We start from the raw sequence: 14,828 nt of genomic DNA on the forward strand, positions 1-14,828 counted from the left end.
TGCTAAAAAGTAAAGAAACTTTTCAGTTATGAAATATCCTTCAGTTTTGTTGGAAAACGCAGTAAATGAATTGGCGTCATTGCCGGGCGTGGGCAGGAAGACAGCTCTTCGCCTTGCTTTGCACATACTTCGCCGTAATGAAGAATATATAGATAATTTTGCGTCTGCATTGGTGGCTCTTCGCCACAATGTGAAATATTGCAAGGTGTGCCATAACATATGTGATGATGATATATGTTCGATTTGCAGCAATCCTTCACGTGATCATTCTATGGTTTGCGTAGTTGAAAATGTAAAGGAAGTTATGGCTATTGAGAACACCGGGCAATTCAAAGGTGTATATCATGTTCTTGGTGGAATTATTTCTCCTATGGATGGCATCGGACCAAGCGACTTGAACATTGACAGTTTGGTTGAGCGCGTAGCTACCGGCGAAGTCAAAGAAGTTCTTCTAGCCTTGAGCACCACAATGGAAGGCGACACAACAAACTTCTTTATATACAGAAAATTGTCAGCATATGATGTTCGGGTAACAGTCATTGCACGTGGCGTTTCCATCGGCGATGAGATTGAGTATGCCGACGAAATAACTCTCGGACGTTCCATCGTGAACAGAGTGAATTTCGGCGACGGAATGAAAAACTTCTAATTTCAGGAAAACGAATAAATTGATTTATCATGTACGATTTCTTAATTAAGAGCGACTCGGAAGAAGAAAGCAACGAACAGGAAATAGATTTGTCTGTCGTTATTGTCAACTATAATGTGAAATATTTTTTGGAGCAGTGTCTTCATTCACTCAAAGCCGCAACAGTCGGAATGTATGGAGTGGAAATATTTGTAGTTGACAACAATTCAACAGACGGTTCGGTTGAATATCTTAAGGAGAAATATCCTGATGTAATATTTATTGAGAACAAAGAGAATGTTGGTTTCGCACGTGCCAACAACCAAGCATTCAAGCAATGCAAGGGAAAATATGTTCTTATGCTTAATCCGGATACAGTTGTCGGAGAGGAATCATTGCGCTCGCTGATATTTCATATGGATGACAATCCTGAAATTGGAGCCGTCGGCTTTAAGATGATTGACGGAAACGGACGATTCCTTGCGGAGAGTAAACGCTCTTTCCCTACGCCTTGGGTTTCGTTCTGCAAATTATCCGGTCTGTCAAAGCTGTTTCCTATGTCGCCTAAATATGCAAGTTATTCTTTGCCATATCTTTCTGCTGATGAAGCTCATGAGGTGGAAGTTCTTGCCGGAGCATTTATGTTCATGAGACGCGAAGCATTGGAAAAAGCCGGTGGATTGGACGAACGTTATTTCATGTATGGCGAGGATATCGACCTTTCATATCAGATAGTAAAAGCAGGATATAAGAATTATTATATTCCGGAAAGGCTTCTTCACTACAAGGGCGAGTCAACAAAACACGGAGATATGTCGTTCGTGAAGAGATTTTATGGAGCGATGCTTTTGTTCTATAAGAAATATTATCCGGAGCAGAAACTTTTTGGTTCGTTTATCCGTGCCGGTATTTATTTTTACGGCGGACTTGCGGCGGTTGCAAGAGCTCTCGGACTTTATCGCAGGAGAAAAGTAAAGCATAAGAGAATGATGATTATTTCCGGAGAGGAATATTTTGATGAAACAAAAAAGGCAGCATTGAAATCAATGCCTTCTTTGGAACAGGTGAAATTATGGAATCTCGACGAAAACAGAACAATGAATGCAATTGGCCGCAGCATAAATATGCACCGCTTCACAGACATAACTTTCGTATGGCCCGATGTAAGATATGAGCAAATGCTTTTGTATATGGACCAGATGCCGTCAAAGAATATGACTTATCATATATATAATGCAGAAACAAAACTATACGTTTCACCAGGTGAATAAATAATATGTGGCTTGAGAACAGCAGAATACGACTGAGAGCACTTGAACCTGAGGATTTGCAAGTCCTTTACAAGTGGGAGAATGATTCTTCATTATGGCAGGCAGGAAACACATTGTCGCCATATTCTAGATTCATTCTGAAAGAATATATCCGAAATTCCGGAAGCGACATATATGAATTGCATCAGCTAAGATTGATAATTGAGGACAAGGCAACCAGAGAAGCTGTCGGCACGATTGATTTGTATGATTTCGATCCTAATCATCGCCGTGCCGGAGTTGGGATAATTGTTGACCCGGAGTTTCAAAGAGAAGGTTTCGGACTGGAAGCTCTCAATCTGCTTGTCGAATATTCTTTCGGATATCTTCATTTGCATCAGTTGTTTGCCCATATCCCGAAAGCAAACATAAGAAGTCTGAATTTGTTCCGCAAAGCCGGTTTTGACGAAAGAGCAGAACTTATTGACTGGGTTTTGCTTCCGGATGGATATTCTAATGTTTATGTGATGCAGAAAATAAAGGAATGAGTTGATAAGTTGAAGAGTTGATAAGGGAACATGAACTTATTCTATTGTCAGTTTGTTTCTGTTCCCATATAAACTGTCAAAGCCATTTCCTTACATTTAGCCCTGCTTATTTTCCCCGTTTCCGTTGTAGGAATTCTTTTCACGGCAAATATTTTTTTCGGGCGTTCGTATTTGGTGAGAATGCTTTCAATTTTTTCGGAAATATTTTGAGGAATTGTATTGCTTTCAATCAGCATAATTATTATTTCACCGAATTTATTGTCCGGTACAGAAGTAATGGCGAAAGGAAAATCAATAATTTCTTTTAGCTTTTCTTCCACTTGCTCAATTTGAATTTTTATTCCTCCAGTATTTATAATATTATCTTTCCTTCCAATAATGCGGAAACTTCCGTCTTCTTTCAAGTCAACGATGTCGTTTGTATGTAATATTACATCAGATACAGCAGGTGCTTTAATTATAAGGGCATTATCTTCATCCACAGAAATCTTCACTGTGTCGAATGGTTTATAATATAATGAAGCATCTTCTCCGTTAATTTTACGCAATGCTATGTGCGACAGAGTTTCAGTCATTCCATAAGTGGAATAAATCCTGTTAGTGAAATCTTTCAATACCTTTTCCATAGCTGCGTCAATCGAACCTCCGCCGATTATCACTGTGTCGATGTTTTTGAATTTTTCTTTTTCTTCAGCAACAAGCAGACTGTTGTAAACTTGCAGCGGAATCATTGCTGCAAATTTTATATGTTCATTTATATTGGAAAGAGGATGACCGCAAGGCTTTTGGATTATGAGTTCCAATCCGCAAATCAAGGCACGGACAACCAGCATTTTGCCGGCTATATATTTCAGAGGCATACATAACAACGCTTTGTCTTCAGCTTTCAAACCGAGAGTGGCGCATGTCAGACGAGCACTGTTTTCCATATAATCCTTTTTCACTAGCATTTCTTTTGGCTTTCCTGTCGAACCTGATGTGTGCACTTTTATCAAAGGAGAATCGTCAAACCATTCTTCAAGAAAAGAAATCAAATCTGCAAAGAAATCTTCTTCTGTTGGAATGAGGTTTTTCATTTCATTCAGATTATTCTTTCCCCATTTCCTTCCTTTATATAATATGTATTGCTGTTCTCTGTTCATTTACCTTGACTTTGCTTTTAATTTGATTAGACATTTCGCCACAGACAATCTTTACGGATTTCAAGAGGCATCGGAATATTGTCGGTGAATAAAGCTCCGGTTCCTAATCCCTGAGGAAGAGGATTGTTGAATGAAGAGCACCATTGTGCAATAGCATTCAATCCGATATTTGATTCCAAAGCCGACGTAATCCACCAGGGAATATTTCTTTTGTTAGCTTCGTCAATCCATTCTTCGCTACCACTGATTCCGCCGTGTAGCGAAGGTTTGAGAATTATATATTGAGGTTTGATAATGTCCAGCAATTCAATTTTCTTTTCAATATCATTTATGCCGATAAGCTCTTCGTCCAATGCAATAGGCAATGGAGTTGAAGCCGTCAGCCGTGCCATTTCTTCCCATTGTCCGGCACGGATTGGCTGCTCAATTGAATGTAAATTCAATTTCGAAAGTCTTTCAAGTTTTTCCATAGCATCGGAAGGAGAGAAGGCTCCGTTTGCATCAACTCTCAATTCCACATCGTCCGCTGAGAAATGTTTTCTGATGAAACTTAGCAATTCGATTTCTTTTTCAAAATCAATTGCACCTATTTTAAGTTTGATACATCTGAATCCAAGATTCATTTTCTCCTTTATGCGTGCAAGCATTTCATCAAAATTTCCCATCCAAATCAGACCATTGATAGGAATTCCGGCTTCACCTCTCGAAAATGCAGTGTCCCACAAACGTCCGGATTCGGCATTCAAATCTTTTAATGCTGTTTCCAAACCGAAAAGCATAGATGGATAGTGGCGGAGTTTGTCATAATTGATTGCTCCGTCATTCTCTGTTTCACTGCAGAATTCGTTCAACAGCTTTTCATAGTCCTCACTTGCGTCACAACTCAAATCCGGCAGTGGAGCACATTCTCCATAGCCATATTTCCCGCTTTCTGTGTCTTCAGCTTTAATAAGCCAGATTTGTCTTACGATATAGACACCACGAGATGTTTGTGCCGGCTGCTTGAAATGCAGTGTTTTAGGAATAACAGATAATTTAATCATTGACTTCAGTTTTAATATTATTGTTTTGCTCTGAAAATATAATCGTAATTAGCCAGAAATTTGTCCGAATGAAAAATTTGTAGGTTCGGTCCTAAATTCAAATATATACGGCCCCATTTCTCCGTTGGGCCGTATATATTTTGAGATACATATATACATATAGATGTATTTAAACGTCGCAGTGTTCTCGAAAAAACACTGCGACGTTTTGCGGAAAACATAACGAGCTTTTTCCAAAAAGATGGTTATGTTTTCAAAGATACATTTCGTATTTACAAATTATGGGAATTTAGGATAATCTTCAAATCTTGGGCGACGTTTTTCGAGGAATGCTTTTCCGCCTTCCTGAGCTTCGTCTGTAAGATAATAAAGCATAGTTGCATCGCCTGCCAATTCCTGTATTCCTGCCTGACCGTCGAGCTCGGCATTAAGTCCGGCTTTAATCATTCTGAGGGCAAGCGGACTGTGCATCATCATTGTTTCAGCCCATTCCACAACTTCATCTTCAAGTCTTTCCAAAGGAACAACCTTGTTTACCATTCCCATTTCATAGGCTTCCTGAGCTGTATATTGGCGGCACATGAACCAGATTTCTCTTGCTCTCTTCTGACCTACGCAGCGTGCAAGATATGAAGAACCGAAACCAGCGTCGAAACTTCCAACGCGTGGACCAGTTTGTCCGAACTTGGCATTTTCTGACGCAATCGTAAGGTCGCATACAACGTGCAGCACGTGTCCGCCACCAATTGCATAACCGTTAACCATTGCGATTACAGGTTTCGGAAGAGAACGGATTTGTTTCTGAACGTCAAGTACATTTAATCTTGGCACACCGTCAGTACCGACATAACCACCGCGTCCTTTCACATTCATATCACCACCGGCGCAGAAAGCTTTGTCGCCTGCTCCGGTAAGGACAACTACGTTTATATCCTGGCGTTCGCGGCAGATATAAAGAGCATCGCTCATTTCTGTAGTAGTTGTTGGGGTGAAAGCATTGCGATAGCGTTCACGGTTGATAGTTATCTTGGCAATACCATTGTATAATTCAAAAAGGATTTCCTTGTATTCCTTTATCGTTTTCCATTCACGTTTATTTTCCATATTAATCAGATATTTAATTCGTTTTAATTATTATCGGAATCACAAATAATATTCTTGACCTTTTCAATGATTTCCGGAGATTGCATATTTTGGTTTCTCAAGAAAGCATATCGGAAATTCTCTGCCATAATTTCTTCTGGGTCGATAGTGTAAAATGTGTTTTTCCCAACCTTTTCCCAGAAATTATCCAAATCGTCAATTGTATAAACAATTGTTTTTCCGTTTTTCTTCAATGGCTCAAGATTATCATCTAAAGCAATAAATCCGGCTTTCATATATTGGAAGAATGAGCCTCCGTTATATGGTTTATCCGAATAAATAGTCATTGCACATTTCTGTTCTTTTCCGTCAACAAAAAATGTAGCATAACTGTCAAAGCGTTCTACGTCCGGATTAGAGATTCGCAGGCTGTCCATATCTTCCGGATAATTAAGCTCTTCTTCATTAATGCTGAAACCAATTGTCTCATACATCTTTTTTCTGAAATCCTTGTTGTTTCTTGTCAGAACGTGGAAAGTTTCATGAACAAGAATTTCTTGTATGGTTTTGAAATCAGCATTTGCCAGTTTATCCATATTGAGAGCAATCCATTCACTTCTAGTATAGCCGCTTGCGCCTCCGGCTGTTGTCAGAGGAGATTTTACAATCTTTATTTCTTTAGGTAAAGGTAGATTATAATCATATTTCCTGATTGAATCATTAACAGCAAGCATACATTTTCTTATCAGCTCTTTTTCATTTTCGTTCCATTCCTGAGCTTCATTCACTGTAAGACGAATGAATTCTTCTTTTGTCTTGCTTTCGTTGCCTGGGCATGAAGTCAAATCAAACTTGCTCAAGTTTCTGGTGTATGCATCTTCTTTACCTAATAAAATTTGCGCCTCGCTTTTGGTTGCTGTAACAAAACAAATTGTATCGTTTTCATTCTGATTGTTTGCATCATCAATATTATGTTCTGCATTATTAGTACATGATAGCATTCCAACCAAACAGAATATGGATAAAACGGTTTTCTTCATTTTATTTAATTTGCTTTTTTAGAGAGTGATAATATTCTTTCAATAATTCTATATCTTTAGCTTTATCCGTAAAAACTTCCAGGAACATAGAAGATGCAGACTCTTTGCTGTCGGCAAATACTTTTATTGCGCTTTCAAGTTCTTCGTCATTTCTTGCTGACAAATAAGTGAATCCGCAAGCCTTTGCCCAAGCTTCGGCATTTGTGTTGTGGCGCGCAGTCACGTAACGGTGAGTTTTGTCGTTCATTTTCAGTCCCGGCAAAGCCTGGAATATTTCGCCTCCACCATTGTTGAGCAACATGATGCGTACATTATTGTTGTATGTTCCGCTCCACAAAGCATTCATATCATAGAAGAAACTCAAGTCACCGATAACAGTGAAATTAATTTTCTCCGACATATATGCATAACCAAGCGATGTTGACAGCGAACCTTCAATGCCGCTTGTTCCGCGGTTGCAGCAAACTTCCACAGTTTCCGGAATATTGAAAAGCTGAGCATATCTCACAGTTGAGCTGTTGGCAAGATGCAAAGCTGAGTCTGCCGGAATATTCTTGAGCAAAGCTCCAATCGCTCCCATTTCCGAGAAAGGGAATTGTGGCTCAGGAATCTCTTTCGACAGTTTCTCCCATCTTTTAGGGAAATCTGTGTTCCTGTTTTCCATCATATACGCAAGCTTGTCAAGGAATTCGAACGGGTCGATTTCGATGATTGTTGTCACGGAGCAATAAGTGTCCGTAACTTTTCCGTCCAGCGACACATGCCAATGCTCTTTTGGTGGATGCTTTCTCAGGAATTGCTTTAGCCTTTTAGAAACGATATGTCCGCCATAAGTTATGACAATTTCAGGATAAAGCTTTTCCTGCTCTTCGCTTCCTTCGGGGATAGAATAGAGAATAGCATCAAAATTCTTAATCGGCATTCCAGGAATTGTGCGGTTTCCTGTATGCTCAGTGAGCCATGCAAAATGCTTGTAAAGAAGTTTTGATACTTTGCGTTCGAACATATAAATCATGTTAGCCTGTCCGGCTATCATCATTCTTCGGTTGTATTTGTTGAGCCTTGCAATAAGGTCGTCATATTTCTTGTCATATATATTCAAACCCTGGTATCTTTCAATAACTCTTACTTCCGGAAGTTCCTCTGTGTTGAAACTGAACAAAGGTTCCGAGATAGGTATATTAATATGTACGGGACCTTTTCCGTGGTGGTTCAGCTCAAGCAATGCCTCATTGACCAATCTGTTGCAATACCATTCTTCTTCTTCGGTATTTATTTCAGGAAGATTGACAGACATTTTAACCAGATTGCCGAAAACACCAGGTTGCGGCAGTGTTTGTCCGTCCATTTGCCCAATCCAAGCTTCTGGTCTGTCTGCCGAAATAACTACGAGCGGCACCTGCTGATAGAATGCTTCAGCAACTGCAGGATGAAGATTCAGCAATGCCGTACCTGATGTGCAGCATACAGCCGCAGGCTTGCCACCGTTTAGAGATAGACCGAGAGCGTAGAATCCGGCACTTCTTTCGTCTGTTGCCGAATGACAAGTGAAATAAGGATGATTTGCTATTGTCTGTATCAGCGGAGTGTTTCTGCTGCCGGGACATAACACTATATTTCTTATCTCATGGGCTTTCAGCAATGCCACAAGTTGTAATATGTTCTTTTTGTCGGAAAACATTGTTTGAGTTTTTGAGTTTGTAAGTTTTTTAGTTTATCAGTTTTTTAATTGACAAGGCTTTATTTCCCTTGTTCACTCGTCAACTTTTCAACAATTCTTCTCGTTGCTTCGGTCGGATTATCCGCATTATTTATAGCTCCGGAGATTGCAATACCGGTGATTCCTGTCTTCATCAGTTCGTCGATGTCTTCAAATTCGATTCCGCCGATTGCATAAACAGGAATATTTATATTCTCATCCTTGCATTGCTGCATTATCTTTCTGTAGCCATCCAGACCAAGAACAGGACTAAGCTTTTCCTTTGTCTGAGTGAAGCGGAACGGACCGAGCCCGATATAAGATGCGCCTTGCGAAACAGCATGTTTGATATCTTCAAAAGTGTTGGCTGTTGCACCGATTTGGAAATCATCGCCTTTATAGTTTGCTTTCACAATTTCCCATGCTTCAGCTACTGGCATATCATTCTTTCCGAGGTGAACAGTGTTTGCTCCGCATTGCAGGGCAATATCAACATTATCGTCAATGCATAATCTGACATTGTTTTTCCTGCAAAGTTCAGCAACTTGTTTTGCTGTTTCAATGTTCAGAGTTCCTTTCATACGAAGTTGCACCCATTTGCATCCGCCTTCGATAGCATTTGCTATTTCTTCATATTCTGAGAAACGCTGATTCTTATGTGTGATAAGCATCAGACGGTTATTGCCTTCGTATGCACTTAATATTGTTGTAGACATATCATCAAATCGTTTAGTCTTTTTATTAATTCATTTATGTTATGGATGGAAGGATTTTTTCCCCACAATGCCCCCAACACGGCTACGCCACCAAATGATATGGAACGGAGTTCGGGAATAGTCTTTTCGTCAATTCCTCCCAAAGCAAAAACTTTATTGTTAATTATTCCTTTGTCCGAAGCACTTTCCAATTCTTCAATGGTAAATCCGCTTTCGTATCCTTCTTTTGAGATACTATTGAAAATAGGACTAAGAAACAAATAATCCATATTGCTGCAATTACGGATTTCTTCCAACGAATGGCAGGAACGGCTTATCTGCCCGTTGAATCCTTTCGGAATATCAGAGTTTCGTCTGTTCAGATGCAATCCTCCAATATTGGGAAACTCTTCAACAAGGGAGAAATTGTCATGCAGAGAAATTCTGCTGTGATAACAGACTGGTATTTTCTCCAGAATATTTCTCATCTCAGATGCCGAAGCTTCCGGTTTGCGCAAGTGCAATCTGTGAATACCTTTCTCCAGAACAGATGAAATAAGCAAATGCTCATCATCTAGGATTTGCGGAACAGTTATGGCTATTAGTTTCTTCATCACTCAATCTCTGCTAATTTTAATCAGTGGAATAGGAGAGGTGAAATGATTTACTCCTCCATGACCGGCACCAATATATACGTCCGAACCACCTTTCAACGCTTCTGATATATAATTTTTCCCTTCACGTACAGACTGTTGCAAATCACATCCTTTTGCCAAAAATGCTGCAATAGCAGATGAAAGTGTGCATCCAGTTCCGTGAGTATTTACAGTATTGATACTTTCAGAAATAAGCTTTAAAGGTTCGGAGCCGTCATTGCTAATCAAAATATCCGTCATTTCATCACCAATCAGATGGCCGCCTTTCATAAGGACAGCCTTACAGCCTTTGTCCAAAAGCTTTTCAGCAGCTTTATACATGTCTGAAACTGAATTGATGGAAACTCCGCTCAGAAATTTAGCTTCGTCAGTATTCGGAGTAATCAATGAAGCGATAGGAAATAATTCTTCAACAATCAATTCGATGGCTTCGTCTTCGAGTAGCTTGCTTCCGCTAGTTGAAATCATAACCGGATCGACAACCAGCCACTTTGGGTTATATAATTTTACTGATTCAGCTACGATACGGACTGTATCTGAATTATGCAACATTCCTGTTTTTACGGCATCAATCTTCAAATCCTCGAAAACAGCATCAATCTGTGCTTTTACTATTTCCGGAGTGATAGCTTGAATGGCACGTACTCCGGTTGTGTTTTGTGCAGTAACAGAAGTTATTACCGACGCGCCATATACACCCAAAGCTGAGAATGTTTTCAAGTCAGCCTGGATTCCTGCGCCACCGCAGCTGTCGGAACCTGCGATAGTCAAAGCGGTGGAATATCTGTAATTTAAATGATTAGTAGCGTCCATTTAGTTGATATTGATTGTGTCAGTTCGACTTGCTTAATGAGATTCAAACATAAGAGAAGCTATACAGTTTAACTATGTGGAATGTTGTCATCTCATAGAAACAGAAGACAAATTTAATAGAAAAAAATGTCTGTTCCAGTTTTATTATTGATTTTTATTCTTTGCAGCATTTTGGAAGTTTTATGATATAGCAATTTTGTAAATATTGCCGGATTTTAATATGTTCTTATTATTTTTGCACTATGAAATTTGAATTACTACATACAGATACAAAATCGAAAGCTCGCGCTGGTAAGATAACTACCGACCATGGCGTAATAGAAACTCCTATTTTTATGCCTGTTGGCACACAAGGAGCAGTGAAAGCAGTTCATATGCCGGAACTAAAAGATGATATAAAAGCTCAGATTATATTGGGCAATACTTATCATCTTTATTTGCGTCCGGGCCTTGATATTTTGGAAAAGGCAGGCGGATTGCATAAGTTTAACACTTGGGACAGACCGATTCTAACCGACAGTGGCGGTTTCCAGGTGTTCTCTTTGTCAGAGAACAGAAAGTTGAAGGAAGAAGGAGCGGAATTCAGATCGCATATCGACGGTTCCAAGCATTTGTTCACTCCTGAAAAAGTGATGGATATTGAGAGAACAATCGGTGCCGACATCATAATGGCATTCGACGAATGTTGTCCTGGCGACGCAGAATATGACTATGCTAAGAAATCACTAGCGTTGACAGAAAGATGGCTCGACCGTTGTGTAACCAGATTCAAGGAAACAGAACCGAAATATGGTTATGAGCAGGCTTTGTTCCCAATAGTTCAGGGTTGCGTTTATCCTGAGCTTAGAAAAAGAGCTGCAGAGAATGTTGCATCAAAAGGTATGGACGGAAATGCTATCGGCGGACTTGCCGTTGGCGAGCCTACTGAAAAGATGTATGAAATGATTGAGGTTGTAAATGAAATTCTGCCTGAAGACAAACCAAGATATTTGATGGGCGTTGGAACTCCTATCAACATTCTGGAAGCAATTGAAAGGGGAGTTGATATGTTCGACTGCATTATGCCGACACGAAACGGAAGAAACGGTCAGCTGTTTACTGCATATGGAACAATGAATATGCGCAACAAGAAGTGGGAGAATGACTTTTCTCCGATTGACCCTGAAGGAGCTTCATATGTGGACAGATTGTATAGCAAGGCATATTTGCATCATCTTATAAAGGTAAACGAAATCCTTGGTCTGCAGATTGCATCCATACATAATCTCGCATTTTATCTATGGTTGGTGAAAGAGGCACGCAAACACATCATTGCCGGAGATTTTACAACCTGGAAGAGTCAAATGGTTAGACAAATGGACAATCGCCTCTGATAAGCGATTGTCTGTTTTGTTAGTTTTCATATATAAGAAATTTGAATTAAAGTGGACTTTAAACTCAAGCGTATCGACAGATATATTATTAAGCAATTTCTTGGCACTTACATTTTTGCGATTATATTGATAATATCAATATCTGTCATATTTGACATCAATGAAAAAATAGACAAATTCCTCAAGCCGGAAGTTCCGCTTGACGCTATTATCTTTGACTATTATCTGAACTTCATTCCATACTTTGCAAGTATGCTCAGTCCGTTGTTTACTTTCATTGCTGTAATTTTCTTTACATCAAAGTTGGCAGACAATTCTGAAGTCATAGCAATGCTTTCCAGCGGAATGAGCTTCAGGAGGCTTATGGTCCCGTATGCAATTTCAGCGGCAATTATTGCTGCAGTTACCTTTATTCTTAATGCATTCATAATTCCGCCGGCAAATAAAACCAGAATTGATTTCCAGAACAAGTATATCAAGAACAAGGCTGTTGATTATGCCAGAAACGTGCAGCTTGAGGTTTCGCCAGGAGTTATTGCATATTTCGACAGATATGACAACCGCTCAAATATGGGATACAGATTCTCATTGGAGCATTTCGAAGACAAGAAACTAGTATCAAGACTTACTGCTAAATCAATCAAGTATGATTCTCTTTATCAGTGGACGCTGATTGATTATATGATACGCGATTTCAAAGGAATGCGTGAGCACATTACAGAAGGCAGTCGTAAAGACACAGTCCTGACAATTGTTCCTTCTGACTTCCTGATTTCGGTTAACGACTGTGAGAAGATGACTACACCACAGTTGCACGAATACATCAGCCGTCAGTCAAAGCGAGGAATTGGTAATATTCAGACCTTTGAGATAGAATATCATAAGAGATTTGCTACAATAATGGCTGCATTCATCCTTACATCAATCGGAGCTTCATTGTCATCACGAAAGATAAAAGGAGGAATGGGAATGAATATCAGTATCGGTCTAGCATTGAGTTTCTCTTATATTCTTTTTATGACAATCACGGCAACATTTGCAATCAACGGAAGTGTTAGTCCGATGGTTGCTGCCTGGATTCCTAATATTATTTATGTATTTATCGCGATTTATCTTTACAGAAAGGCTCCAAGATAAATTCTTGGAAATATAATACATCCTCCGTTTATGAGACGCAAATTAAATCACATAAGAAAGCATAAACGCTCTGCAGCCCGGTTTTCCGCGCATTATGATTATATTGGAGAATACGAAAATCCCACATTTATCAGACTTATCCAATATAATTCCAATACGCTGATAAGTCAGGATATAAAAGACTTGAAGTCGTTCTGTCAGCTGAAAAACAGGGCGGAAGTAACAAACTGGCTTCAGGTGAATGGACTGAAAGATGCAGAAACAGTAAGTTTGCTTGTCAAAGAATTTGGCTTTCATAATTTGGATGCAAAAGATATTCTTACTCCTCAACACATAGTGAAAATCGAGTTCTACGAGAATCGTTATATTATAATACTGAATATTTGTTATTATGATGAAAATGACGAATTGAAGGTAGAACATATCGGCATATTGGTTTCCGGGAACAATCTGATAACTTTCTGTGAAAGCAATCGTCCTATTTTCGATAATGTGGAGAAAGCTATCAAAGATAATTTGCTTAATATTAGAGTTGGCGGGTGTGGACAATTATTGGCTCATATACTGAATATTGTGACTTCATATCTTGTGGAAGCCTCAACTCATACGGAAGATTTGCTCGAGGATATTGAAGCCCAACTATTGGAATTGGAACATAATTCGCCAAAGGTCGGACTGATGATTCAGCAACGACGCCGTGATTATATTACATTAAGGAAAAACAGTCTGCCTCTAAAAGAACAGTTCCAGAAAATGAACAGAGCAGACAGTATTTTTAGCAGCACGGAACTCAAGCCTATTTATAATGATTTATATGACCAGCTGCTGTTTGTAATTCAAACGGTCGAAAGCTGCCGTGAAATGGTTTCATCTCTCATGGATTTATATATAGCAAACAATGATTTGAAGATGAATACCATAATGAAACGTTTGACAGTGGTTTCAACTATATTCATTCCGTTAACATTCCTTGTTGGAGTTTGGGGAATGAATTTCGAGATAATGCCGGAATTGAAATGGAAATATGGCTATTTTATGGCTTGGTCCGTTATGTTTGTGGCAGCAGTTCTGTCGTGGTTATATTTAAGGAAGCTTATGAAATAATATCTTCTTAATTTATCCCTTTTAATTAGTATATAATATTGAATATAATATGAATAAAGTTTATTTGGATAATTTTGAAACGATGTTGCAGCACGAGTTGCTTCGTCTTTGCACTTCCTATAATATGTTGGAAGGAGTTTTGCTTTCGTCAGATGATATTGATGAAATGTGGCATAAACTAGCTCCAGAATATATGGTTGACGCAGTTCCGCAGATAAAGGATTATCCTTCAGTTTCTGTAGCTTGGGCAGCATATCTAGGTTTGGCAATTGCTTACGGCTGGGATAAAAACTGGGAATTGTGTTCAAAGGCTGAATACAGTTCTTATTATGGAGAACGTGGATTCGACGATATGGACGAACACATCGTTCGCGATTTGCTTGGCTTGCGACTTGAAAGTAACGAAGCACAGAACTTGGAGAATATGTTGCGCCGTTGCGCCCAGACAACAGTTTCTCTTATTCGCCGTGAACAAATCGAGCCTCAGAGCGAAACTGCATTTTATGTGTTTGCAAAAGCTTGTAAAGTTATGTTCCGCATTGGTGCTGCTATCGAACTTAAACGCCTTGGATATAAGTTTGAGAAAATGAACTGAATTTAAGTTTGCAATAAGCGAA

15 protein-coding genes are annotated in these 14,828 nt (G+C 39.2%); 7 read left to right on the forward strand and 8 right to left on the reverse strand.

What is annotated here, in order from left to right; translation table 11 throughout:
• Nucleotides 1-28: 28 nt before the first annotated feature.
• From recR to ACYIAR_RS00090, 3 genes are read left to right on the forward strand one after another with little or no spacing between them, the layout of a single operon-like run.
• A complete protein-coding gene (gene recR, locus ACYIAR_RS00080; RefSeq protein ID WP_480331297.1) occupies nucleotides 29-649 on the forward strand; it encodes a recombination mediator RecR in 621 nt (206 codons plus the stop codon).
• A 29-nt stretch (nucleotides 650-678) separates the two neighbouring features.
• Nucleotides 679-1,899, forward strand: a complete 1,221-nt coding sequence (locus ACYIAR_RS00085) for a glycosyltransferase family 2 protein (protein ID WP_480331299.1) — start codon at nucleotides 679-681, stop codon at nucleotides 1,897-1,899.
• A 5-nt stretch (nucleotides 1,900-1,904) separates the two neighbouring features.
• On the forward strand, nucleotides 1,905-2,426 hold the full coding sequence (locus ACYIAR_RS00090; protein WP_480331301.1) for a GNAT family N-acetyltransferase: 522 nt from the start codon (nucleotides 1,905-1,907) through the stop codon (nucleotides 2,424-2,426).
• A 47-nt stretch (nucleotides 2,427-2,473) separates the two neighbouring features.
• Here the strand turns inward: ACYIAR_RS00090 and ACYIAR_RS00095 are convergent, their stop codons facing one another.
• The 8 genes from ACYIAR_RS00095 to thiD form a co-directional block, all read right to left on the reverse strand.
• On the reverse strand, nucleotides 2,474-3,568 hold the full coding sequence (locus ACYIAR_RS00095; RefSeq protein ID WP_480331303.1) for an AMP-binding protein: 1,095 nt from the start codon (nucleotides 3,566-3,568) through the stop codon (nucleotides 2,474-2,476).
• A 26-nt stretch (nucleotides 3,569-3,594) separates the two neighbouring features.
• Nucleotides 3,595-4,611 (reverse strand): o-succinylbenzoate synthase, encoded by a 1,017-nt coding sequence (locus ACYIAR_RS00100; RefSeq protein WP_480331305.1) that lies wholly within the window; start codon nucleotides 4,609-4,611, stop codon nucleotides 3,595-3,597.
• 279 nt (nucleotides 4,612-4,890) lie between these two features.
• Entirely contained in the window at nucleotides 4,891-5,715 is an 825-nt protein-coding gene (menB, locus tag ACYIAR_RS00105; RefSeq protein ID WP_480331307.1) for a 1,4-dihydroxy-2-naphthoyl-CoA synthase, read from the reverse strand.
• Between the two features lie 23 nt (nucleotides 5,716-5,738).
• A complete protein-coding gene (locus tag ACYIAR_RS00110; RefSeq protein ID WP_480331309.1) occupies nucleotides 5,739-6,734 on the reverse strand; it encodes a hypothetical protein in 996 nt (331 codons plus the stop codon).
• A 1-nt stretch (nucleotide 6,735) separates the two neighbouring features.
• Nucleotides 6,736-8,415: a 2-succinyl-5-enolpyruvyl-6-hydroxy-3-cyclohexene-1-carboxylic-acid synthase gene (menD, locus tag ACYIAR_RS00115; protein WP_480331311.1), complete on the reverse strand. Its 1,680-nt coding sequence runs from the start codon at nucleotides 8,413-8,415 to the stop codon at nucleotides 6,736-6,738.
• Between the two features lie 59 nt (nucleotides 8,416-8,474).
• Nucleotides 8,475-9,149 (reverse strand): thiamine phosphate synthase, encoded by a 675-nt coding sequence (locus tag ACYIAR_RS00120; protein WP_480331313.1) that lies wholly within the window; start codon nucleotides 9,147-9,149, stop codon nucleotides 8,475-8,477.
• Nucleotides 9,131-9,742 (reverse strand): thiamine phosphate synthase, encoded by a 612-nt coding sequence (locus ACYIAR_RS00125; RefSeq protein ID WP_480331315.1) that lies wholly within the window; start codon nucleotides 9,740-9,742, stop codon nucleotides 9,131-9,133. The genes ACYIAR_RS00120 and ACYIAR_RS00125 overlap by 19 nt, the downstream gene beginning before the upstream one ends.
• Before the next feature lie 3 nt (nucleotides 9,743-9,745).
• Nucleotides 9,746-10,597, reverse strand: a complete 852-nt coding sequence (gene thiD, locus ACYIAR_RS00130; protein WP_480331317.1) for a bifunctional hydroxymethylpyrimidine kinase/phosphomethylpyrimidine kinase — start codon at nucleotides 10,595-10,597, stop codon at nucleotides 9,746-9,748.
• A gap of 242 nt (nucleotides 10,598-10,839) precedes the next feature.
• Here thiD and tgt point away from each other — a divergent pair, with 242 nt between their 5' ends.
• The 4 genes from tgt to ACYIAR_RS00150 are packed head-to-tail and all read left to right on the forward strand — an operon-like array spanning nucleotide 10,840 to nucleotide 14,806.
• On the forward strand, nucleotides 10,840-11,970 hold the full coding sequence (tgt, locus tag ACYIAR_RS00135) for a tRNA guanosine(34) transglycosylase Tgt (protein WP_480331319.1): 1,131 nt from the start codon (nucleotides 10,840-10,842) through the stop codon (nucleotides 11,968-11,970).
• 51 nt (nucleotides 11,971-12,021) lie between these two features.
• Complete coding sequence (locus ACYIAR_RS00140; protein WP_480331321.1) at nucleotides 12,022-13,107, forward strand: LptF/LptG family permease; 1,086 nt, start codon at nucleotides 12,022-12,024, stop codon at nucleotides 13,105-13,107.
• Between the two features lie 30 nt (nucleotides 13,108-13,137).
• On the forward strand, nucleotides 13,138-14,211 hold the full coding sequence (gene corA / locus ACYIAR_RS00145; protein ID WP_480331323.1) for a magnesium/cobalt transporter CorA: 1,074 nt from the start codon (nucleotides 13,138-13,140) through the stop codon (nucleotides 14,209-14,211).
• A gap of 49 nt (nucleotides 14,212-14,260) precedes the next feature.
• Nucleotides 14,261-14,806, forward strand: a complete 546-nt coding sequence (locus ACYIAR_RS00150; RefSeq protein ID WP_480331325.1) for a hypothetical protein — start codon at nucleotides 14,261-14,263, stop codon at nucleotides 14,804-14,806.
• The last annotated feature ends 22 nt before the right edge of the window (nucleotides 14,807-14,828 follow it).

The sequence above is a fragment of the Parabacteroides sp. KHUB-01 genome, assembly GCF_056640935.1.